Here is a 21,776-nt window from a genome sequence, read left to right on the forward strand (position 1 = left end):
AAGGGTTTTAAAAAACCCTTTTAACCAATCGCTTCACTTTTTGTTTGATCTTAAAAAGCAAAAATCCTACAAGGAGTTTAGAAGAAAGCCTAGGCAGAAGGAATTCAAAAGAATACCGTTTGTCTGAAAAGGATAAGGCTTTATTGAAAGCGTGGATTTCTTGGGTTTCTTTGTCTTTGTTTTGAAGGGATTCAAAGAGGTGATCTAAAAAGGGAGCGTTAAAATAGGCGTCTTTAAAAGGCGTTTCAATCAATACTTCATGCCATTTTTTCGCGCCAATGACGCTTAAGAGTTTCCATGGTTTATCGCCCCAAAAATGCAGCATGCGCGCTTCTTTAAAGCTAGGGAATGAGGGCGTATCAAGGAAACTGGGGTGGGCATTGTATGAATAAGGCAGTTCCAAAATCCTATAACGGCACACAAAACACAAAGCATCTTGATCGTTAAATAAAAGTTTTTCATTTTTCAAAAGGAAAAATCCAATCAATTGGTTTTCCAGATTTTCTTCACGCCATAATTTTAAATTTAAGGCTAAAAACCCTGCGTTAAAGTAATTGTCAAAAAGGATTTGCGCTTCTTCTAAATTAGGGAAAGCGTCAGCAACGCCGATAGTTTTTGCGTGCATTTGGCGTAATTCGTATAAATCCTTAGCCGAATTCCTGTTCATAGCGATCAAATCTTTTTCCCTCACAGCCCCAAAATAATGCGTTTCAAGGGGGATAAAAAAGCTCTCGCTCATATCATTCACAAACAAAGTGTCCACATCAAACATGATCATCTTATCGTATTGGGGGAAAAGGGAAGCGAAAAAGAAACGGCACATGATCATTTTAGAAAAGCGTTTTTGCGAAAAATCGCTGAGTTTTGTGAATAACTCTTCAATCTTATTGGCTATTATTGGATCAATGTTTTGATAATGATCGCTTTTAGCGGCTTGGTTCTTTTTTGTTTCTTCTTTGGGTGCGTTATTATTAGAAATATCCAAAAACTCTATGCTGGAAAAAGCGCTAAAAGGAGCGATTGTTTCTTCTAATTTGGCTACATTTTCAGCGCTTAAATTTTCCACCAAACAATGGATTTGATAAAAGAGTTTTACTCTCTCTCTCTCTCTCGTTTGGCGTGCGCTAGCATGGAATACAAACTCACACCAGCAGGGATACAATAATTATTATCAAAAGCCACCACAATAGGGATAATCTCTTGCATGCGCAGTCCTTAAATCTTTAAATTGAACCCGCTAAAAAGGGGGTGATTTGTAATCTTATCGTTTTTTTTTTTTTTTTCAAAACCAAAATGGCGAGTTTGTTTTATGGCATAATATCAGACTTCAATAAAAAGGGTGTTTGATAAAAGGGTGCTTAATCAAAAAATTTGGCTAGGGCTTTTAGCTTTGTATGGGGTTTTCCTCAACGCTTTTGAGTATCAAGTGAGTGCGAGAGTGGGATCGTTTTCGCGCATCGCTTTGAACCAATCAATCATCAATTCCCAAAAAGGGATTTACCCTACAGGGAGTTATGTAACCACTACTGGGGCTTTGCAAATTGATTCCAGTTTGCTCCCTAAAGGGATTGAAAACCACAAATTGGGCTTTGGGGTGGGGGGCGAAATAGGAGCGTTAGCGTATGATTCCACGAAATTTTTGATTGATGAGACCAACCCTAAGGCAGGGTTTCAGCCGGCGAACTGGTATTACATGGGGCGATGGGAGGGCTATTTGATGCAACACAGCCAAAATTGGACCAGAGAGCAAAAGGCTCAAAACGCCAGGCCTTATGTGTTATACAATTTGTATTTAGATTATCAATATAAGGACATTTTTGGGATTAAACTAGGGCGTTACCCTTCTAAGGCTTTGTTTTTGAGCGGGTTTAATCAAGGGTTTGAGCTTTTTTACCGGTGGAAAAAGTTTAGGGTAGAGTGGTTTAGCACCTTTGGAAGGGCTTTAGCCAATGAACAATACATTAGGGATTTTTACGCCCCTGTCAATTACAAGCAAAAAACCAACTACGGCATGCACAATTTCAACCTCATTTACGAAAATAAATACATTAGGATCGCGCCTTTTATTTGGTTTTACCCTAAAAATTTTAACGCTCCCGGATTTGAAATCACCCATGACACAAAATCTTATTGGAAATCTCTTTGGCGCATCCAAACGACTTTTTACGCATGGTTTCCCCTTTATAGCGATTATTTGTCTAAAGATTATTACAGAGCCTCTTTAGTGGGTAAAAAAAGCGCGGCTTTGTTTGTGTTTCAAAGAATCAATTTCCGCTCTTATCGTTTTGGCTGGAGCGTGTATAAGAATTTTGGGAACGCAAGCGTTCAATTAGGCTGGAATGGCTCGCCAGCGGATCCTTTTTATGACACTAAAGATGACACCCCTTATGAAGACGCTTATTCCAATTTTTACAACGCTAATTCCATAACGATTAACGCTTTTGTAGGGAAGAGCATTAAAAATCTTTTGGTGCAATTGTATGGGAAATTGACCTATTCCCCAAGGGCTGATGCGCAGAGCTTAGGGGTTACTTTTAAATATGACCTTAAAAAACATATCTATTTCATGCTAATGGTTAATGGCTATCAAATCACGATGCATAAGGGTTATAAGGTAGGGTTTTTTACAAGCGGTTACAACCCTGATTTCGCTCAAACCATTCAAAACAGAAGCTATTTTATGAGCTCTATGAGTTATCGTTTTTAAAGAATTAAAAATCCTTTCATGCGATTTTTTAAGCCATAGTATCCCCCTTTTAAGCGCGCTTTTATTGTATAATCTTAAAAATTTTATTAAAGGAAAAGATCAATGTCTAACCAAGAATACACCTTCCAAACTGAAATCAACCAGCTTTTGGATTTGATGATCCACTCTTTGTATTCCAATAAAGAGATTTTTTTAAGAGAATTGATTTCTAACGCAAGCGACGCTTTGGATAAGCTGAATTATTTGATGCTGACTGATGAGAAATTAAAAGGGCTAAAGATCACGCCTAGCATTCATTTGAGTTTTGATAGCCAGAAAAAAACCTTAAGCGTTAAAGATAATGGTATAGGCATGGATAAAAGCGATCTCATTGAGCATCTAGGCACGATCGCTAAATCAGGCACAAAGAGCTTTTTAAGCGCTTTGAGTGGGGATAAGAAAAAAGATAGCGCACTGATTGGCCAGTTTGGCGTGGGCTTTTATTCGGCGTTCATGGTAGCGAGTAAGATTGTCGTTCAAACCAAAAAAGTTACCAGTGAGCAAGCTTATGCATGGGTGAGCGATGGTAAGGGCAAGTTTGAAATCAGCGAATGCGTTAAAGAGGAGCAAGGTACAGAAATCACCCTCTTTTTAAAAGAAGAAGATTCTCATTTTGCGAGCCGTTGGGAGATTGATGGCATTGTTAAAAAGTATTCTGAGCATATCCCTTTCCCTATTTTTTTAACTTACACCGATACGAAATTTGAGGGTGAAGGGGATAATAAAAAAGAAGTTAAAGAAGAAAAGTGCGAGCAAATCAATCAAGCGAGCGCTTTATGGAAAATGAATAAGAGCGAATTGAAAGAAAAGGATTACAAAGACTTTTACCAATCGTTTGTGCATGACAACAGCGAGCCTTTGAGCTATATCCATAATAAAGTGGAAGGCTCTTTAGAATACACAACGCTTTTTTACATCCCTAGCAAAGCGCCCTTTGATTTGTTTAGGGTGGATTATAAAAGCGGGGTCAAACTTTATGTTAAAAGGGTGTTTATCACTGATGATGACAAAGAATTGTTGCCGTCTTATTTGAGGTTTGTTAAAGGCGTGATTGACAGCGAAGATTTGCCCTTGAATGTGAGCCGTGAAATCTTACAGCAAAACAAGATTTTAGCCAATATCCGTTCGGCTTCAGTGAAAAAGATTTTAAGCGAGATTGAGCGCTTGAGCAAGGATAACAAAAATTACCATAAATTCTATGAGCCTTTCGGGAAAGTGTTAAAAGAAGGCTTGTATGGGGATTTTGAAAACAAAGAAAAGCTTTTAGAATTGTTAAGATTCTATTCTAAAGACAAAGGAGAATTGATTTCTTTAAAAGAATACAAAGAAAATTTAAAAGAAAACCAAAAAAGCATTTACTACCTTTTAGGCGAAAATTTAGACTTATTAAAAGCGTCCCCCATTTTAGAAAAATACACTCAAAAAGGCTATGATGTTTTGTTATTGAGCGATGAAATTGATGCGTTTGTGATGCCAGGCGTGAATGAATACGATAAAACGCCTTTTAGAGACGCTAGCCATAGCGAGAGTTTGAAAGAGCTTGGCTTGGAAGAAATTAATGATGAGGTGAAAGATCAGTTTAAAGATTTGATGAAAGCGTTTGAAGAAAATCTTAAAGATGAGATTAAGGGCGTAGAGCTTTCTAGCCATCTCACTTCAGCGGTGGCTTTAATAGGCGATGAACAAAATGCGATGATGGCTAATTGGATGCGTCAAATGGGGCAAAGCGTGCCTGAAAGCAAGAAAACTTTAGAATTAAACCCTAACCATGCGATTTTGCAAAAACTCTTAAAATGCGAAGATAAAGAGCAGTTGAGCGCTTTTATCTGGTTGCTTTATGATGGGGCGAAACTTCTAGAAAAAGGGGCTTTAAAAGACGCTAAAAGCTTTAATGAGCGTTTAAATAGCGTGCTGTTGAAAGCGTTGTGAGGAGATATCCTTTTAAGGGTTTGAAAACTGCTTTAAACCCTTAAAATACCAATCTAAAAACGGCGTTTGGAATGAATGGGTGCGATAAACGCTTTTTATGATCATTAAAAGTGATTATTCTGTAGGGTTTATGTTTTCCTTAAAATATTAAAAAGCGTAAAAGCCAACTAAACGCAACCTTTAGCTTAACTTCATTAAAACTAAAGTTCTATTTTTAATTCCTTAAGAGCATCGCATGCTTCTTTAACTCCTGATTTGCAACCTTTTTTAAAGTTTTCTACCGCTTGCTTTTCATCCTTTGCTGTGCCTTGGGCGTTGTATTGCATAACCCCTAAATTATAACACCCTCTACCATCTTTTAACTCGCATGCCTTAGAATAACGAACGACAGCCTCTTTAAAATTCTTTATTACACTATACATATACCCTGCATTAATGCACCCGGGGCTGTCTTTTAAATCGCAAGCTTTTTCATACAAATCAAGAGCCTTTCTTAAATCCTTAGGCGTGCCTACGCCATAATGATGCAAGCTTCCTAACACCGTACACCCTTCAGCATGGTTTAAGTCGCAAGCTTCAGAGTAATATTGTGAAGCTTTTTTGGCGTCTTTAGAAACGCCTTGTCCGTTATAGTATAAATTTCCTAGTAGGCGGCACCCATAACCATCATTTAATTCACAACTTTTAGTGTAAAATTGAATGGCTTTTTTCAAGTCTTTTCCCACTCCTTTCCCTTCTTCATAGAACGCCCCTAAAAAAACACACCCAAAACCTTCTTGTAACTCACAAGCTTTCTCAAAATGCATTTTAGCTTGAGCGAAATCTTGCTTCTTTACGCTCTCTATGCCTAAATTCACAAGCTCTTTAGCGTCTGGCTCTGCCATTAACCCCTTCAAACACAACGCGCCCAAACACAAGACTCCAAAAAGGGTTTTTTTAACACTTCCTAGCATGATATATTTCCTATTAAAAAAATGTAATCCTCTATAATTATAATCAAATATTGATGACTAAAGCTTTATTGAATGCCCCTTGATTCTATTTCTCGCTTAAATCCTCTAAAACCCCCAAAAACACTTTTTCTAAAAGCTCTAATTCCTTCAAGCTCACCCTTTCATCAATGGCATGGATCCTGTCATTAATTGCGCCAAATTCCACCACTTCTATGCCGTGAGCGCTAAAAAATCGCGCATCGCTCGTGCCGCCTTTGGTGTTTAAAAGGGGGGTGGTGCGGCATGTTTTTAAAATATTTTCTTTTAAAACGCTAGTAAGCTTTGAATGAGAAGCCGTGATGAAAGGCGAACTGCTTGATTCTAATTCTAAAGTGTGAGGCAAATCTTTTAAAACCTTTTCTAAATATTCTTTCAAACTCTCTTTAGTGGTTTTTAAAGAATGGCGCGCATTAAAGGTAATTTCTACGCTCCCTGGTGTAACATTATTAGCCCCTAACCCTGCGTGCAAGTTCGTGATAACCAATTTTGAAGGGTCAAAACACTCATCGCCATCGTCTAAATGAGCTCCTGAAATCAAAGGTAAAACCGAAGCGAGCGCATCAATAGGGTTTTGGCATTTTTGCGGGTAAGCCACATGCCCTTGAACGCCTTTTAAAATGAGTTTGCCATTAATGGAACCTCTTCGGCCAATTTTGATGCTATCGCCTAAGACTTTTTCGCAAGTGGGTTCAGCCACAATCGCCATATGAGGCATCAAATCTTTTTCTTTGAGTTTTTCTAGCATGAGTTTTGTGCCAAAAATCCCTGGCCCTTCTTCATCGCTTGTGAGTAAAATAGAAAGCAAAAAAGGGGTTTTAGGGTTAAAATTTAAACTCGCACTCAAAAACGCCCCCACGCCCCCTTTCATGTCTTGCGCCCCACGGCCGTATAAAAACCCCTCTTTAATGATGGGCTTAAAGGGATCGCTTTGCCAATTATCTCCAGGAGGCACGACATCAATATGCCCTGCAAAGCAAAAATGCAAGGGCTTAACATTTTCTTTTATATGCTCTTCTTTTGCATGCCTTTCTTTTGCATGCCTTTCTTTTACATGTTCTTTTTCTGCATGCTCTTTGGGGGGGTTAAAAATGCGGTATAAAAAAAGGTTTTTCACGCCATTTTCCCCACACTCTAGGGTTTTAAAAGCAGGAAAAAGCGATTTAATGTATTCAAAAATACCGCATTCTTTAGGCGTAATGGTGGGGTAGCTGATGAGTTTTTGGGTGATTTCTAAAGCGTTCATTAAAAATCCTTTAAGAGTTTTTTCGCAAATGGATGTATAAATGCAAAACATCTAAATTCGCCGGGGTGATCCCACTGATTTCTGAGGCTTCAAAAAGGCTTTTAGGGCGGAATTTTTCTAACTTTTCTACCGCTTCTAAGCTAAGGCCTGGAATGCCTTTAAACACAAAATCTTTAGGGATAGAAACCTTGAGCATGCTGTCCATTTTAGCGATATTTTCGTGTTGTTTTTCAATATAAATATTATACTTGCATTCAATTTTAATCTGCTCTAAAACCCGCTCATTAAAGGGGGCTAAAAAGCTAAAAAAGGAGCGCATTTTTTCTAAATTAAAACTATCGCGCGCTAAAAGGCTAACGCCATCCATTTTGTCATTGATAGGGTTTTCGTCTAATTCACTCAAGCGTTTTAACGCTTCTTTGCTAGGGGTAAGGACGCATTCTTTAAGGCGTTTCAAGTTTTCTTGTATTGCTTGTTTGTCTTTTTTCAATTCCTTGTAAAAATCTTCTTCCATAAGCCCTAAACGATAGGCATGTTCGCCTAACCTAAAAAGCGTGTTGTCTTCTCTTAAAAGCAAGCGGTATTCGGCTCGGCTGGTAAACATTCTGTAAGGCTCATTCGTGCCTTTAGTAACCAAATCATCAATCAAAACGCCGATATAGGCTTCATTGCGCTTTAAAATAAAGGGGGCTTGATTCTTTAAGGCTAATACCGCATTAATCCCAGCCATAAGCCCTTGAGCCGCCGCTTCTTCATAGCCGGTAGTCCCGTTGATTTGCCCGGCCAAATAAAGCCCTTTGATTTTTTTGGTTTCTAAAGTGTGGGTTAATTCTGTGGGCTGGATAAAATCATACTCTATCGCATAGCCATAGCGCGTGATGAGGGCGTTTTCTAAGCCTTTGATAGAATGAATGACCTTTTCTTGCACATCTAGGGGTAAAGAGGTGCTTAAGCCGTTGATATAATATTCGCTTTTGTGAATGGTTTGAGGCTCTAAAAACAGCTGGTGGCGTTCTTTCTCGCTAAAGCGGTTGATTTTATCTTCAATGCTAGGGCAATACCTAGGGCCTATGCCTTCAATTTGACCGCTAAATAGGGGGGCTCGGTGGAAATTATCCCTAATGATTTGGTGGGTAATAGGGTTAGTGTAGGTGATGAAGCAAGAGAGTTGGGTGGGGTTAAAATCTTTGGTTTTATAGCTGAAATAGGGAGGGTTTGTGTCCCCAAAATGCTCTTCTAAGCCTTCAAAGTTAATGCTATTGCCTGCCACTCTTGGGCAAGTGCCGGTTTTTAACCTTTCCACCTTAAAGCCAAGTTCCCTTAAATTTAAGGCTAAAGAATTAGAGGCGTTTTCCCCAAAGCGCCCGTTTTGGTTTTGGTGCTCGCCAATATGCACCACCCCTTTTAAAAAAGTGCCTGTGGTGATGATCACTTTTTTAGCTTTATAGGTGTTGTTAATGTTCGTGGTTACGCCCGCTACCTCATCGTTTTCAAGGATTAAACTTTCGGTCATTTCTTGAGAGACGCTCAAATTAGGGGTGTTTAAAACGAGATTTCTTGCAAAAATGCGGTAAGTATCCATATCAATTTGCGCTCTAGTCCCCCTAACCGCCGGCCCTTTAGAAGCGTTTAACACACGATATTGCAAACCGCTATGATCCGTAATCATCCCCATAGCCCCCCCTAAAACATCCACTTCTTTAGTCAAATGCCCTTTACCCAAGCCCCCAATGGCCGGATTGCAGCTCGCTAAACCGATCGTGTCTATGAGCATGGTGATTAAATGCACTCTAGCCCCCATTTTAGCCGCAATCAAGCTCGCTTCAATGCCTGCATGCCCCCCACCAACCACTAAAATATCACTTTCTTTTACCACTCTTTTTCCTATTTTGATATGATTTTTCTAAAATCTTAGTTTTGAAAAAGTTTTATTGTAGCATGTAGGTTAGTAATTTTAAAGGGTAAAATAAAATGGAAAATCATTCGCATGCCAATACGCATACCGATACACCAACCGATGATAAAAGCACTAAGATCGTGCGCTTGTTGGGGTTAATAGGAGGGGTGTTAATCGCGCTTATTATCTACTATGCGCTTAATGTTCAAATGCCTCACATTGTAGAAGAAATCCCCAAGCTCAGTTCTTTGAATTATAAGGCGATGCCTGTTGTGGCTGGGGTGGCTGTTTTAATGGGGATATGGTGGATGACTGAAGCCATTGACTTGCCTGCAACCGCGCTCTTACCTTTGGTGCTTTTTAGCGTCTTTAGCGTGGATCAATTCTCTAGCGTTAGCTCTTCTTACGCATCGCCCATTATCTTTCTTTTTATGGGAGGGTTTATTTTAGCTTTAAGCATGCAAAAATGGAACTTGCACACGCGCATCGCTTTAAGCATTATTTTATTAGTAGGCACAAGCCCTAGGAGGTTGATTTTAGGTTTTATGATCGCTACAGGCTTTCTGTCCATGTGGGTGAGCAATACCGCAACGGCGGTGATGATGTTTCCTGTTGGCATGAGCGTGTTGCAATTAGTCGCTAAACTTGTGGGTAAAGAAAACGCCTCTAATGCATTCTATCAAAAAGAAGAAATCACCAAAGCGCATGGGGGTATTATGAGTAATATCGTGCATAAGGGCAAAGATATTACCCAAGTCATTCAAGAAAAGACGATCATTTATCGCACGAATTTCAGCATTTGCTTGATGCTTGGCATCGCTTATTCCGCTTCTATTGGCTCTTTAGGCACTTTGATTGGCACGCCGCCTAACGCTTTATTGGCCGGCTATATGAAAACCGCTTTCAATATTGAAATTGATTTCGCTCAGTGGATGGTGTTTGGGACACCATTAGCCTTTATCATGCTCATTTTATCGTGGCTCTTGCTCACTTATGTGATTTTCCCTTTAAAGATTAAGGAAATCCCAGGGGGTAAGGAAGTCGTTAGATTAGAGTTAAACAAATTAGGCCGTTTGAGTCAGGCGGAAATCTCGGTGGGGATTATTTTTATCCTAGCGTCTTTAGGGTGGATTTTCTTAGACACGATTTTAAAATCTTGGGGCATTAAGATAGATAAAATTGATTCCGTGATCGCTATGGGGGTTTCTGCACTTTTATTCATTTTGTCCGCTAACAATCAGGGCGATAGGCTCATTGATTGGGGTGTTGCTAAAAAACTCCCTTGGGATGTGTTGCTTTTATTTGGCGGCGGGTTAGCCTTGAGCGCGCAATTTTCTAAAACCGGGTTGAGTTTGTGGATCGGGCATTTGGTTTCTGGCTTTTCGCATTTACCGATTTTATTCATCATTGTCATGGTAACTTTAATGGTCATTTTCTTAACCGAAATCACTTCTAACACCGCCACCGCTGCCGCATTTTTGCCGGTGATTGGAGGGGTTGCGATGGGCATGGGTTATGAAAACCACCAAAGCTTGTTATTGACCATTCCTGTAGCTTTGAGCGCGACTTGCGCGTTCATGCTCCCTGTGGCCACCCCACCGAATGCGATAGCTTATGGCTCTGGGTATGTTAAAATAACGGATATGATTAAAGCCGGTTTGTGGCTTAATTTGGTGGGCGTTGTTTTGATTAGCTCGTTTAGCTATTTTTTGGTTTCGTTAATATTTAATTGATTAAGGAAAAAAGTGAAAGAAGAGTTATTTAAAGAAAAGTCTCGTTACATTACAGGGGTTGTTTTAATCATTGTAGCGGGCTTGATTTTGTATGCGGACAATTTGTTGTTGTTTTGGGCTGTTTTAGGGGGGATTTATGCGGTAGGGTTTTTTGAAGCGTTAAGGTTGTTCCAGGTCAAAGCGAGCTTTAGCTTGTATCTCATTCTAGTGTTGTCATGGGTAGCGGCGTATTTTAACGGGCATCCTGTAGAATGCGCTCTTATCAGCGCGATGGTCATGGCTAGCGTCATCGCTTATCAAAAAGCGCACCACAGCGAAGCCATTTTACCCTTTTTATACCCGGGCGTTGGGTTTTTTGCGCTTTTTGGGGTTTATAAGGATTTTGGCGCAGTGGCGATCATTTGGCTTTTAGTCGTGGTGGTTGCAAGCGATGTGGGGGCGTTTTTTGGAGGCAAGCTTTTAGGCAAAACCCCTTTCACAGCCACTTCACCGAATAAAACCTTAGAGGGCGCGTTGATTGGCGTTGTTTTAGCGAGCGTTTTAGGATCGTTTGTGGGCATGGGGAAATTGAGCGGAGGCTTTCTTATGGCGCTTCTATTTAGTTTTTTAATCGCGCTTATGGCGGTGTTTGGGGATTTGTATGAAAGCTATTTGAAAAGAAAGGTTGGGATCAAAGACAGCGGTAAGATTTTACCCGGGCATGGGGGTGTTTTGGACCGACTGGATTCCATGCTTTTTGGGGCTTTGAGCTTGCATGCGTTGTTGTATTTTTTGGAAGTTTGGAAAGAGACGGCGGTGTTTTTAGGGGATTGAATGGTTGTTTTAGGAAGCACCGGCTCTATCGGGAAAAACGCCCTTAAAATCGCAAAAAAATTTGGCGTAGAAATAGAAGCCTTAAGCTGTGGGAAAAATATCGCTTTAATCAATGAACAAATCAAAGTTTTCAAACCCAAGAAAGTGGCGATCTTAGATCCTAGCGATTTGAATGATTTAGAGCCTTTGGGCGCGGAAGTGTTTGTAGGGCTAGACGGCATTGATGCGATGATAGAGGAGTGCGTTTCCAATTTAGTCCTTAACGCTATTGTGGGCGTGGCAGGATTGAAAGCGAGCTTTAGAAGCTTACAAAGGAACAAAAAACTAGCCCTAGCGAATAAAGAGAGCTTGGTGAGCGCTGGGCATTTATTAGACATTTCACAAATCACGCCTATTGATAGCGAGCATTTTGGTTTGTGGGCGTTGTTGCAAAACAAGACTTTAAAGCCTAAATCTTTAATCATTAGCGCGAGTGGGGGGGCTTTTAGGGACACGCCTTTAGAACTTATGGCTATTCAAAACGCGCAAAATGCGCTCAAGCACCCTAATTGGAGCATGGGATCTAAAATCACCATTGATTCAGCGAGCATGGTCAATAAGCTTTTTGAAATCCTAGAAACTTATTGGCTTTTTGGGGCGTCTTTAAAGATTGATGCGCTGATTGAAAGAAGCTCTATCGTGCATGCTTTGGTGGAGTTTGAAGATAATTCTGTCATTGCGCATTTAGCGAGCGCGGACATGAAACTACCCATAAGCTACGCCATTAACCCCAAATTAGCTTCCTTGAGCGCTTCCATTAAGCCCTTAGATTTATACGCTTTAAGCGTGATTAAATTCGAACCCATTAGCATGGAGCGCTACACTTTGTGGCGTTATAAAGACTTGTTATTGGAAAACCCCAAGCTTGGCGTGGTGCTGAATGCGAGCAATGAAGTGGCGATGAAGAAGTTTTTAAATCAAGAAATCGCCTTTGGTGGCTTTATCCAAATCATTTCTCAAGCCTTAGAATTGTATGCTAAAAAATCTTTCAAGCTCTCTACTTTAGATGAAGTGCTAGAATTAGACAAAGAAGTTAGGGAGCGTTTTGGAAGTGTAGTAAGAGTGTAGTATAATAAGATTTTGCTTTTGATAGCGTTTTATTTCAATTAGGAGTTTTTATGGGGTTAAAGAATAAAATCAAGGGTTTTGTTAAAGAGAGGATGCCTTTTGTGGTTAGATGCGTTCGTAGTTTTAAGGGAGCCAAAAACGCTTATTATGAAATCAATCATGAAATTAAGGAAATGTTAGAGGCTAAAAAACTCCATTCCCTTCAAGAAAAAGCTTTATTCAACCATGATTATCAAGAAAGCGTGTTTTTAGCTATCGCTTCTTTAAATAATGAAAGTTTCATTGAATACAATAAGAGTATTTATAAAAATAGTTCTCTTAATTATAATTATGGGGGGGGGGGCATTTAGAAGATAGAATTATCCATCCCACTTTAACTTTACCCAATCCCACGCATTCGGGTTATTTTGACTATGATAAAAAAAGCCAAAACCCTAAAAGCCCTCTAAACCCATGGGCTTTTATCAGAGTCAAAAATGAAATCGTTACTTTAGAAGAGAGTTTGTTTTCTATGCTTCCTGCCATTCAAAGGGGGGTCATTGGTTTTAATGATTGCGATGATGGCTCTAAAGAAGTGGTTTTAGAGTTTTGTAAAAAGTTCCCCTCATTTATCCCTATCAGCTATCCTTATGAAGTCATACTAAAGGATTGCCCGAGTTTGTGGCACCAATTTTATCATTACTCTAATTATACGCTTTCTTTTATCCCTAAAAATGAGTGGGTAGTCAAAATTGATTGCGATCATATCTATGACGCTAAAAAGCTTTATGAAAGTTTTTATATCCCTAAGAATATTAAAGAGGTTGTGATGTATTCGCGCATTAATTTTGTGGTGCAGGATTTTGAAGTGTTTGTGCGTAATGATGGGGATTTTGGGTTTTTAGACGCATGGGGGGATCATTGGTTATTGTATAACGATTGTGAGCCTTTTGAAATTTGGCGCTACAATGATGAAAGTTATGAAGTCCTAAAGCTTAAAGACAAACACCATATTAGAGATAAGGAAATGGTGCAATGGCACTTCCCTTTAGCTAAAAAGAGGCGAAACGCTATCGTTTATGACGATTTGATCCTTTTAAAAGATTTTAAAAAACACCATGCCGATTTGATAGGCACAAGGATTGAAGAAAGCATGCTAGATGAAAAGAGAATTTTAGAAATGTATCAAAAATTCCGTTTACCTTAATTTTGTTTTGGCGCTCAATAACCAATTTTTACTAGGTTCAATTAAACCTAGTAACACGCAGTTTATTTCCTTACAAACTGCTTGTATAAAAATTCCTTTCTCCCTATGGCGATGATATGGTTGCGCATTTTGTCATGCAAATCGCCTAAGAAAAAAGGAGCTTTTAAAGCGAGTTTAGGAATGTCTAGGGCATACACTTGGATAAGATAGTGGTGATCGCCATTAGGGGGCATGGGGCCGATATAAACACTGTTATTGAGGTTGGAGCGTTGTTTTTCGCTTTCATTGAGAGGAGAGCGGATAAAGCCTTGAGTGAGCGAATTGACCCCTTGAATGATCCTTTTATCCATCATGGAAGCGTTTTCTTCTAAAACATTGTAAGAAATATTGCCCACGACCCAATGGACAAACGGCATGCCACACACTTTTTGCGCGTCATGATCGATGAGTTCTAACGCATAGCTTTGAGCGCCTTCCACTTTTTGCCATGAGATTTTAGGCGAATAAGTGGGTAAGCCGTTTGGGTTAAGAAACCCTCTAGGAGCGTTACCGCCAAATTTAGCGTCCAAATACCCTTGCGAATCGGTTTGAATCATCACTTCAAAAGTTTTCATTTTAAGCCTTTTTCTTTGAAATCGTTTTCCTTTATTGTAGCATGATCATAAAAACACATCTTACTTTGGAACATGATATTAGAATAATTATTTTTAATGATTGTATAGCTATTTATTTTTGGTGGTTACCATTGAACGCATGGAAAGTAGAATAAATCGTTTGAGCGCCAAAATAGACGCACTATTGGAACAGCAAAAAAGAGTGATTTCTTTACTAGAAGCTTATTTGAGCGTTTATCCCGCCCAAGAGGCTTCAAATAAGTTTTTTAAAGGCGTTAGTCAAGGGATGGAGTTAGCCCCAGAAATCGCGCAAGAAGATGAAGAAAAACGCCTTTATGTGTTGCAATATTTAAGCCATGTGGATATTACTAAAAACAAGCAAGACTCCCAGCTCAAAAAAGATTGTTTGGAATTTATCCAAAGGTTTAATGTCCCAAAGCCCATTATCGTTACCGCTCTTTATAACCTTAGGGGCATTAAACCCACTAAAAAAGAAGTAGCGAAACAATTGCAAAAACTCTATGTGTGGGAGAAGCGTTACCAACAAGGGGGGATAGACGCTTTAAAAGACAGGCGCGGGAGACCCCTTAAAAAACCTTAAGCGGGTTGATAGTGGCTATGTTGGTTTTTAATGGGGGTATTCGCATTTCTCAAAATGTTTTCAAAAATTCATCTTATTTTAAGTTAAAATTAAGAAAATATCTTGTATTTAATCATAATTTAGACCTAGATAAGAAATCTATGTAAAATTTTTAAGGAGAACACTCATTTGTTACAACGGATTTATTTAGACAATAACGCTACGACTAGGATTGACCCTAAAGTCAAGGAGATCATGGATCCTTTTTTAAGGGATCATTATGGGAATCCTAGCTCGTTACACCAGTTTGGCACAGAAACCCACCCAGCCATTGCAGAAGCATTGGATAAGCTTTATAAAGGCATTAACGCTAGGGATATAGACGATGTGATCATCACTTCTTGCGCGACAGAAAGCAATAACTGGGTGTTAAAGGGCGTGTATTTTGATGAATGCTTGAAAAAAGGCAAAAACCATATTATCACCACGGTTGCAGAGCACCCAGCAGTGCGATCCACTTGTAATTTTTTAGAAAGCTTGGGGGTAGAGGTTACTTACTTGCCCATTAATGAGCATGGGAGCATCACCGCCGATCAAGTCAAAGAAGCGATCACAGAAAAAACCGCTTTAGTGAGCGTGATGTGGGCGAATAATGAAACCGGTCTCATTTTCCCTATTGAAGAAATTGGGGCTATCTGTAAAGAAAAGGGCGTGTTGTTCCATACCGATGCCGTGCAAGCGATTGGTAAAATCCCTGTAGATGTGTTAAAGGCGAACGTGGATTTCCTTTCTTTTAGCGCGCACAAATTCCATGGGCCTAAAGGCATTGGGGGGTTGTATATTAGAAGTGGGGTGGGATTGACCCCTCTTTTTCATGGCGGGGAGCATATGAATGGTAGGCGCAGCGGGACTTTGAATGTGCCTTATATTGTGGGCATGGGCGAAGCGATGAGATTAGCCGTAGAGCATTTAGACTATGAAAAAGAAGTGGTAGGGAAATTGCGCGACAAATTAGAAGAAGCGCTTTTGAAAATCCCTGATGTGATGGTGGTGGGCGATAGAATCCATCGTGTGCCTAACACGACTTTAATCAGCGTGAGAGGGATTGAAGGAGAGGCCATGCTGTGGGATTTGAATCGCTCTAATATCGCCGCTTCCACAGGGAGCGCGTGCGCGAGTGAGGATTTAGAGGCTAACCCCGTAATGGTGGCGATTGGGGCGAGTAAGGAATTGGCTCATACCGCTATCAGGCTCTCATTGAGCCGTTTTAACACGGAAGCTGAAATTGACAAAACGATTGAAGTTTTCTCTCAAGCGGCTGTAAGATTGAGAAACATTTCAAGCTCTTATTAAAAAGAATATAAAGGAATCAAAATGGCAAAACATGATTTAGTGGGATCGGCTCTTTGGGACGCGTATTCTAAAGAAGTTCAAAGGCGCATGGATAACCCTACGCATTTAGGGGTCATCACCGAAGAGCAGGCTAAAGCCAAAAACGCTAAGCTCATTGTGGCGGATTACGGCGCAGAAGCATGCGGAGATGCGGTGAGATTGTATTGGCTTGTAGATGAAAGCACGGATACGATTATTGATGCGAAATTTAAAAGCTTTGGTTGCGGGACAGCGATCGCAAGCTCAGATATGATGGTAGAGTTGTGTTTGAATAAAAGAGTCCAAGATGCGGTAAAAATCACGAATTTAGACGTGGAAAGAGGCTTAAGAGACGATCCGGACACGCCGGCTGTGCCTGGGCAAAAAATGCACTGCTCGGTGATGGCGTATGATGTGATCAAAAAAGCTGCCGGCATGTATTTGGGGAAAAACGCTGAAGATTTTGAAGAAGAAATCATCGTGTGCGAGTGCGCTAGGGTGAGTTTAGGCACGATTAAGGAAGTGATTAGGCTCAATGATTTAAAAAGCGTTGAAGAAATCACTAATTACACCAAAGCCGGTGCGTTTTGTAAAAGCTGTGTGAGGCCCGGAGGGCATGAAAAAAGGGATTATTATTTGGTGGATATTCTTAAAGAAGTGCGCGAAGAAATGGAAGCTGAAAAACTTAAAGCCGCTGCGAATAAATCCCAAAGCGGGGAATTGGCTTTCAGGGAAATGACTATGGTTCAAAAGATTAAAGCCGTGGATAAAGTCATTGATGAAAATATCCGTCCGATGCTTATGATGGATGGGGGGGATTTAGAGATTTTAGACATTAAAGAAAGCGATGATTACATTGATGTGTATATCCGCTACATGGGAGCATGCGATGGGTGCATGAGCGCGACTACCGGGACTTTATTTGCCATTGAAAACGCTTTGCAGGAATTATTGGATCGCAGTATCAGGGTGTTACCGATTTGATTTGTTCTTTTTAGGGGGTGAAGCCTTTTTCAAGCGAGTGCTAATAAACTTAAGAATGAGTAATGATTAGCGCTTGCGGTATTCATTATACGCTACTTTTATGCTAATATGCTATTTTCGTTTAAAGCGATTTGCGATGATGATTGAAGGAATTTGATGAAAACGACAGAAAACACAGATGAAACTCACTTAAGGGAAACTAAAAATAAACTAGGACGCAAACCAAAAGCAGACGCTAATAAAAAAACTCGTGCTGTAAGCTTGTATTTTTCTGATGAGCAATACCAAAAACTAGAGAAAATGGCTAACGAAGAAGAAGAAAGCGTGGGATCTTATATCAAACGCTATATTTTGAAGGCTTTAAGAAAAATAGAGCAAAATGGCCCTTGATAACTTTTTAACTTGTTTTTAGTTTAGCTTTACGAGTTTTGCTATAGAACAAAACCAAAACTCCGTTTTTATTTGGTCTTTAGCTGTGTGATTTTAAAAAAGAGTGGTATTTTGGCTAAAAAAACTTCTTTATTTGAGTGTCAGCATTGTGGTTTTACAAGCCCTAAGTGGCTAGGTAAGTGCGTTCAGTGTAATTCATGGGAGAGTTTTATTGAATTGAACCAAGCTCAAAAGGAAGTTTTAAACGCGCTTAAAAAACCGCTCCCACAAGCGCAAAAAAGCGTTTCTATCGCTGAAATTGAGCATGAAGAAGTGGTGAAATTTTCTTCCACTCAAAGCGAATTGGATATTGTTTTGGGTGGGGGGATCGCTAAAGGGGGGTTGTATTTAGTGGGGGGGAGTCCTGGGGTGGGGAAATCCACTCTGCTTTTAAAAGTGGCTTCTGGCTTAGCCAAAAACCAGCAAAAGGTTTTGTATGTGAGCGGGGAAGAGAGCTTGAGCCAGATTAAAATGCGCGCCACTAGATTAGATTGCATAGAAAAAGAATTGTATCTGCTCAATGAAATCAATTGGCCTGTGATTAAATCCAATATTGAAAGCGAAAATTATTTTGCTTGCGTGATTGATTCTATCCAAACGCTTTATTCGCCAGAGATTTCTTCAGCGCCCGGCTCTATTTCGCAAGTGCGAGAGATCACTTTTGAGCTCATGCGTTTAGCCAAAACAAGAGATATTGCTATTTTTATCATCGGTCATATCACTAAAGAAGGGAGCATTGCAGGGCCTAGGGTGCTAGAGCATATGGTAGATAGCGTGCTGTATTTTGAGGGCGATCCGAGTAGGGAATTAAGGATTTTGAGGAGTTTTAAAAACCGCTTTGGCCCTACGAGTGAAATCGGCTTGTTTGAAATGAAAGAGCAGGGTTTGGTGAGTGCAAAAGAGGCTTCAAGCTTGTTTTTTTCTAAAGAAGAGCCTATGGAAGGGAGCGCCATTACCATCACTTTAGAAGGCTCAAGGGCGTTGATTTTAGAGATTCAGGCGTTGGTGAGCGAGTGCAGTTTCGGGGCGCCCAAACGATTGGCGAACGGGTTTGATACTAACCGCCTTAACATGCTCATCGCTTTATTGGAAAAAAAGCTAGAAATCCCCTTAAACCGCCATGATGTGTTCATTAATGTGAGCGGAGGCATTAAGATTAGCGAGCCGGCTTGCGATTTAGCGGTCATTGCCAGTATCCTTTCAAGCTTTAAAAACAGAAAAATTGACAATAAAACGGCGTTTTTGGGCGAAGTGAGTTTGAATGGCAGGATTTTAGAAGCCCCTAATTTGAACGCCAGATTGAAAGAAATGGAAAATTACGGCTTTTTAAAAGCCATTTTGCCCAAAAAACCCAGTCAAAAAACCTCTATCAAATGCTATGAGGCCAATGTGGTGGGTAAGATTGTTGAATGGATGTGATTTGATTGCCAACGCTTTATAAAATAGATCTTAACCAAAACATCAAATTTAAAAAGCAATCATTACCTTTTTTAGCTTATAATTGCTACCATTATTGGAATAAAGGTTATTCAATGAAAGCGTTATCTTATTTGAAAATTTTTTATCTTTTTTTAGCGATAGGAGCGATCATGCAAGCGAATGAAAACATGGGGGCTAAACACCCAAAAACCGATGAAAGAGTGATTTACTTGGCTGGGGGGTGCTTTTGGGGGCTAGAGGCGTATATGGAGAGGATTTATGGCGTTATAGATGCAAGCTCTGGTTACGCTAACGGCAAGACTTCAAGCACGAATTATGAAAAGTTGCATGAGAGCGATCATGCTGAAAGCGTGAAAGTGATCTATGATCCTAAAAAGATCAGTTTGGACAAGTTGCTACGCTATTATTTTAAGGTGATTGATCCGGTGAGCGTGAACAAGCAGGGTAATGATGTGGGTAGGCAGTATCGCACAGGGATTTACTATGTCAATAGCGCGGATAAAGAAGTGATAGACAACGCCTTAAAAGCGTTACAAAAAGAAGTGAAAGGCAAAATCGCCATTGAGGTAGAGCCGTTAAAAAATTATGTGAGAGCTGAAGAGTACCACCAAGATTATTTGAAAAAACACCCCGGTGGTTATTGCCATATTGATTTGAAAAAGGCGGATGAAGTGATTGTAGATAGCGATAAATACACCAAACCAAGCGATGAAGTTTTAAAGAAAAAACTCACCAAACTCCAGTATGAGGTGACTCAAAACAAACACACTGAGAAACCTTTTGAGAATGAGTATTACAACAAAGAAGAAGAGGGCATTTATGTGGATATTACTACAGGCGAGCCGTTATTTTCTTCAGCGGATAAATACGACTCCGGTTGCGGATGGCCAAGCTTTTCTAAGCCCATCAATAAAGATGTGGTGAAATACGAAGACGATGAGAGCCTTAATAGGAAACGCATTGAAGTATTAAGCCGTATTGGTAAGGCGCATTTAGGGCATGTGTTTAACGATGGGCCTAAAGAATTAGGAGGTTTAAGGTATTGTATTAATAGCGCGGCTTTAAGGTTTATCCCCTTAAAAGACATGGAAAAAGAGGGTTATGGCGAGTTTATCCCTTATATCAAAAGGGGTGAATTGAAAAAATACATCAATGATAAAAAGTCGCATTAAGGGGTAATGACTAAGCCCCCTAAGGGGGGGTAAAATGGGGGGGGTTAAGCGTTTGGGTTGTCTTAAAAACATCTCAAAATCCGCCTTAAATAATTCATTTTTCTCTTACTTTAAAAGCTTTCTCTTTTAAGTTTTTGTTCTCATCAAATAAAGATAACTAAAGCTTTTTATTTTTTTAAAAATGGGGTTTTTAATTTTATTTTTTGTTTCAAACTCATTTTTTAAGGGGGTAGGGGGTTATCCTATTACAACCCCCAAACCAAACCCCCCTAGCCCTAAAGAAGCGCTTTTTTAGAGATTATCGCTTGCTCTTAGAAAACTTTTTGATATTAATTTTAAAAATGCCCTTGAGCATTTTTAGATTTTTACCCCATAATGAGCTTGTGTAAAGTCGCTAAAATGCTTAGAGCATAAATGAGGAGCAAGAGGATTTTATGCACCTTTTCATTAGCCAAAGCAATGAGCTTAATGCCAATGCCCACCCCTAAAAACGCTCCAACACCGGTGATCACCCCGGCTTGAACGCTTGTATCATCAAGAACCTTCCCATTATAAAGAGAAATGACCCCAGATAAAGAAGCGAACACCACAAAAAATAGCCCCAAAGGCACGATTTTTTTAGAATCGTATTTCAAAAAATAGCCCAAAAACGGCACCATTAAAATCCCCCCACCCATGCCTAGCGGGATAGAAAAGATGCCAGTAACAAAACCGGCAAGCATTAAAACCCCATGCGTTCTATCCATAGACACAAAAGGGATTGCGTGCTTTTTTTCGGGCGTTTTGTTATTCGCATGCAAATCAAAATGCATTTCTTCAAAATGCTCTGGTTTCTTGTTGCTAGAAAAAGCGTATTTGATAAAGGTGTAGCACACCACCACCACAAACACGCTCATTAAAATCTTATCGTTAATGATCTTTAAGATAAAGCTCCCTAAAACCGCCCCCATTAGCCCTCCAAGCGCGGCAAATGAGCCTTCTTTCAAATCCAATAAGCCCTTTTTGTAATTGATGATAGAGCCGACCACTGAAGAAAAAAGCATTTGCATAAGCGAAATACCCACCGCATGGCTATAACTAAAATGGGCAAAAATCGCGCTAGGGACGACAATCTCCCCCCCACCAATACCAAAAAACCCGGCGGTAATGCCAGTAAATAGCCCCACAAGAGCCAAAATAAACGCTGTTGATTCTTCCATAAAAAACTCCCTAAATTTTAAATTATTACTTTATCAAAAAAGAGTGATAATCTTTAAAAATTTTTCTTTAATGATTACAAAAATAGGGTTTTGATTACTTTAATTTTATCGCTTGGGAGCGGTTGCAAGAGATTATCTAGGCTCTTTACTGCTTAATTTAAAAAGGCTTTTAAGCGTTTTTAAACAAACCCCTTTTTTTAAAGAGAGTTTTTAATAAGCAAACACATAATTGAGATACACGCTATAGAGCCTTCGGTATTTGAGTTCAGCCCCCATGAAAGAGTAATAATCCGTGTTAATGGTGGGGATTTTCACGCCCAATTCCATGCCATGCTGAGCGG

The 21,776-nt window shown here is 39.8% G+C and carries 20 protein-coding genes and 1 pseudogene; 13 read left to right on the plus strand and 8 right to left on the minus strand.

Annotation, left to right across the window (positions count from 1 at the left end; translation table 11 throughout):
- Positions 1 to 7: 7 nt before the first annotated feature.
- Entirely contained in the window at positions 8 to 1,066 is a 1,059-nt protein-coding gene (locus tag EAL44_RS01910; protein ID WP_240448866.1) for a glycosyltransferase family 8 protein, read from the minus strand.
- Positions 1,047 to 1,206, minus strand: a pseudogene (locus EAL44_RS07940) (glycosyltransferase family 8 protein). The gene EAL44_RS01910 and the pseudogene EAL44_RS07940 overlap by 20 nt, the downstream one beginning before the upstream one ends.
- Before the next feature lie 148 nt (positions 1,207 to 1,354).
- On the opposite strand from EAL44_RS07940, the gene EAL44_RS01915 reads away from it, so the two are divergent.
- Together EAL44_RS01915 and htpG are read left to right on the plus strand one after the other, a co-directional pair.
- Positions 1,355 to 2,707 (plus strand): outer membrane family protein, encoded by a 1,353-nt coding sequence (locus EAL44_RS01915; RefSeq protein WP_121074101.1) that lies wholly within the window; start codon positions 1,355 to 1,357, stop codon positions 2,705 to 2,707.
- A gap of 102 nt (positions 2,708 to 2,809) precedes the next feature.
- The gene (gene htpG, locus EAL44_RS01920; protein WP_121074104.1) at positions 2,810 to 4,675 is read left to right on the plus strand and encodes a molecular chaperone HtpG; all 1,866 of its coding nucleotides are present in this window, start codon (positions 2,810 to 2,812) and stop codon (positions 4,673 to 4,675) included.
- Positions 4,676 to 4,875: 200 nt separating this feature from the next.
- Here htpG and hcpA read toward each other — a convergent pair whose 3' ends face one another.
- From hcpA to mnmG, 3 genes are all read right to left on the minus strand, one after another.
- Complete coding sequence (gene hcpA, locus EAL44_RS01925) at positions 4,876 to 5,628, minus strand: Sel1-like repeat protein HcpA (protein WP_121074107.1); 753 nt, start codon at positions 5,626 to 5,628, stop codon at positions 4,876 to 4,878.
- An 85-nt stretch (positions 5,629 to 5,713) separates the two neighbouring features.
- Entirely contained in the window at positions 5,714 to 6,910 is a 1,197-nt protein-coding gene (gene dapE, locus EAL44_RS01930; protein ID WP_121074110.1) for a succinyl-diaminopimelate desuccinylase, read from the minus strand.
- A 10-nt stretch (positions 6,911 to 6,920) separates the two neighbouring features.
- The gene (mnmG, locus tag EAL44_RS01935) at positions 6,921 to 8,786 is read right to left on the minus strand and encodes a tRNA uridine-5-carboxymethylaminomethyl(34) synthesis enzyme MnmG (protein WP_121074113.1); all 1,866 of its coding nucleotides are present in this window, start codon (positions 8,784 to 8,786) and stop codon (positions 6,921 to 6,923) included.
- A 95-nt stretch (positions 8,787 to 8,881) separates the two neighbouring features.
- Here mnmG and EAL44_RS01940 point away from each other — a divergent pair, with 95 nt between their 5' ends.
- Genes EAL44_RS01940 through EAL44_RS01960 form a run of 5 tightly spaced genes read left to right on the plus strand, consistent with a single transcriptional unit; the run spans position 8,882 to position 13,646 of the window.
- A complete protein-coding gene (locus tag EAL44_RS01940; RefSeq protein ID WP_121074116.1) occupies positions 8,882 to 10,540 on the plus strand; it encodes an SLC13 family permease in 1,659 nt (552 codons plus the stop codon).
- Between the two features lie 12 nt (positions 10,541 to 10,552).
- Positions 10,553 to 11,353 carry a phosphatidate cytidylyltransferase gene (locus EAL44_RS01945; protein WP_121074119.1) on the plus strand — a complete coding sequence of 267 codons (801 nt, stop codon included), beginning with the start codon at positions 10,553 to 10,555 and terminating at the stop codon, positions 11,351 to 11,353.
- Complete coding sequence (gene dxr / locus EAL44_RS01950; protein ID WP_121074121.1) at positions 11,354 to 12,460, plus strand: 1-deoxy-D-xylulose-5-phosphate reductoisomerase; 1,107 nt, start codon at positions 11,354 to 11,356, stop codon at positions 12,458 to 12,460.
- 50 nt (positions 12,461 to 12,510) lie between these two features.
- Positions 12,511 to 12,810 carry a beta-1,4-N-acetylgalactosaminyltransferase gene (locus EAL44_RS01955; protein ID WP_121074124.1) on the plus strand — a complete coding sequence of 100 codons (300 nt, stop codon included), beginning with the start codon at positions 12,511 to 12,513 and terminating at the stop codon, positions 12,808 to 12,810.
- Positions 12,811 to 12,818: 8 nt separating this feature from the next.
- Positions 12,819 to 13,646: a beta-1,4-N-acetylgalactosamyltransferase gene (locus EAL44_RS01960; protein WP_121074127.1), complete on the plus strand. Its 828-nt coding sequence runs from the start codon at positions 12,819 to 12,821 to the stop codon at positions 13,644 to 13,646.
- Positions 13,647 to 13,708: 62 nt separating this feature from the next.
- Here the strand turns inward: EAL44_RS01960 and EAL44_RS01965 are convergent, their stop codons facing one another.
- Complete coding sequence (locus EAL44_RS01965) at positions 13,709 to 14,260, minus strand: YbhB/YbcL family Raf kinase inhibitor-like protein (protein ID WP_108338387.1); 552 nt, start codon at positions 14,258 to 14,260, stop codon at positions 13,709 to 13,711.
- A gap of 139 nt (positions 14,261 to 14,399) precedes the next feature.
- Here EAL44_RS01965 and EAL44_RS01970 point away from each other — a divergent pair, with 139 nt between their 5' ends.
- The 6 genes from EAL44_RS01970 to msrB all read left to right on the plus strand — a co-directional run bounded on the left by EAL44_RS01970 (position 14,400) and on the right by msrB (position 20,236).
- Complete coding sequence (locus tag EAL44_RS01970; protein WP_162970316.1) at positions 14,400 to 14,861, plus strand: helix-turn-helix domain-containing protein; 462 nt, start codon at positions 14,400 to 14,402, stop codon at positions 14,859 to 14,861.
- Positions 14,862 to 15,029: 168 nt separating this feature from the next.
- Entirely contained in the window at positions 15,030 to 16,193 is a 1,164-nt protein-coding gene (locus EAL44_RS01980; protein ID WP_000941655.1) for a NifS family cysteine desulfurase, read from the plus strand.
- Positions 16,194 to 16,214: 21 nt separating this feature from the next.
- Positions 16,215 to 17,195, plus strand: coding sequence for an iron-sulfur cluster assembly scaffold protein (locus EAL44_RS01985; RefSeq protein ID WP_120886357.1), 981 nt, complete (start codon positions 16,215 to 16,217; stop codon positions 17,193 to 17,195).
- A 156-nt stretch (positions 17,196 to 17,351) separates the two neighbouring features.
- The gene (locus EAL44_RS01990; protein ID WP_000858673.1) at positions 17,352 to 17,585 is read left to right on the plus strand and encodes a ribbon-helix-helix domain-containing protein; all 234 of its coding nucleotides are present in this window, start codon (positions 17,352 to 17,354) and stop codon (positions 17,583 to 17,585) included.
- Positions 17,586 to 17,696: 111 nt separating this feature from the next.
- On the plus strand, positions 17,697 to 19,043 hold the full coding sequence (radA, locus tag EAL44_RS01995; protein WP_162970317.1) for a DNA repair protein RadA: 1,347 nt from the start codon (positions 17,697 to 17,699) through the stop codon (positions 19,041 to 19,043).
- Positions 19,044 to 19,156: 113 nt separating this feature from the next.
- The gene (msrB, locus tag EAL44_RS02000) at positions 19,157 to 20,236 is read left to right on the plus strand and encodes a peptide-methionine (R)-S-oxide reductase MsrB (protein WP_121074170.1); all 1,080 of its coding nucleotides are present in this window, start codon (positions 19,157 to 19,159) and stop codon (positions 20,234 to 20,236) included.
- Between the two features lie 365 nt (positions 20,237 to 20,601).
- On the opposite strand, the gene EAL44_RS02005 is transcribed toward msrB, so the two are convergent.
- Both EAL44_RS02005 and EAL44_RS02010 read right to left on the minus strand, forming a co-directional pair.
- On the minus strand, positions 20,602 to 21,435 hold the full coding sequence (locus EAL44_RS02005) for a sulfite exporter TauE/SafE family protein (RefSeq protein WP_121074133.1): 834 nt from the start codon (positions 21,433 to 21,435) through the stop codon (positions 20,602 to 20,604).
- Between the two features lie 210 nt (positions 21,436 to 21,645).
- Positions 21,646 to 21,776, minus strand: a 131-nt coding sequence (locus EAL44_RS02010; RefSeq protein WP_120869318.1) for an outer membrane beta-barrel protein, incomplete at its 5' end; no start/stop codon positions are given.

The organism is Helicobacter pylori (assembly GCF_003637685.1).
GTDB classification, from domain to species: Bacteria; Campylobacterota; Campylobacteria; order Campylobacterales; family Helicobacteraceae; genus Helicobacter; species Helicobacter pylori_CJ.

Excerpts from the sequence above, each read along its gene's own strand:
- htpG (WP_121074104.1), top strand. The coding sequence starts at position 2,810 with ATGTCTAACCAAGAATACACCTTCCAAACTGAAATCAACCAGCTTTTG.
- hcpA (WP_121074107.1), bottom strand. The coding sequence starts at position 5,628 with ATGCTAGGAAGTGTTAAAAAAACCCTTTTTGGAGTCTTGTGTTTGGGC.
- dapE (WP_121074110.1), bottom strand. The coding sequence starts at position 6,910 with ATGAACGCTTTAGAAATCACCCAAAAACTCATCAGCTACCCCACCATT.
- EAL44_RS01940 (WP_121074116.1), top strand. The coding sequence starts at position 8,882 with ATGGAAAATCATTCGCATGCCAATACGCATACCGATACACCAACCGAT.
- dxr (WP_121074121.1), top strand. The coding sequence starts at position 11,354 with ATGGTTGTTTTAGGAAGCACCGGCTCTATCGGGAAAAACGCCCTTAAA.
- EAL44_RS01955 (WP_121074124.1), top strand. The coding sequence starts at position 12,511 with ATGGGGTTAAAGAATAAAATCAAGGGTTTTGTTAAAGAGAGGATGCCT.
- EAL44_RS01965 (WP_108338387.1), bottom strand. The coding sequence starts at position 14,260 with ATGAAAACTTTTGAAGTGATGATTCAAACCGATTCGCAAGGGTATTTG.
- EAL44_RS01970 (WP_162970316.1), top strand. The coding sequence starts at position 14,400 with ATGGAAAGTAGAATAAATCGTTTGAGCGCCAAAATAGACGCACTATTG.
- EAL44_RS01985 (WP_120886357.1), top strand. The coding sequence starts at position 16,215 with ATGGCAAAACATGATTTAGTGGGATCGGCTCTTTGGGACGCGTATTCT.
- EAL44_RS01990 (WP_000858673.1), top strand. The coding sequence starts at position 17,352 with ATGAAAACGACAGAAAACACAGATGAAACTCACTTAAGGGAAACTAAA.
- msrB (WP_121074170.1), top strand. The coding sequence starts at position 19,157 with ATGAAAGCGTTATCTTATTTGAAAATTTTTTATCTTTTTTTAGCGATA.
- EAL44_RS02005 (WP_121074133.1), bottom strand. The coding sequence starts at position 21,435 with ATGGAAGAATCAACAGCGTTTATTTTGGCTCTTGTGGGGCTATTTACT.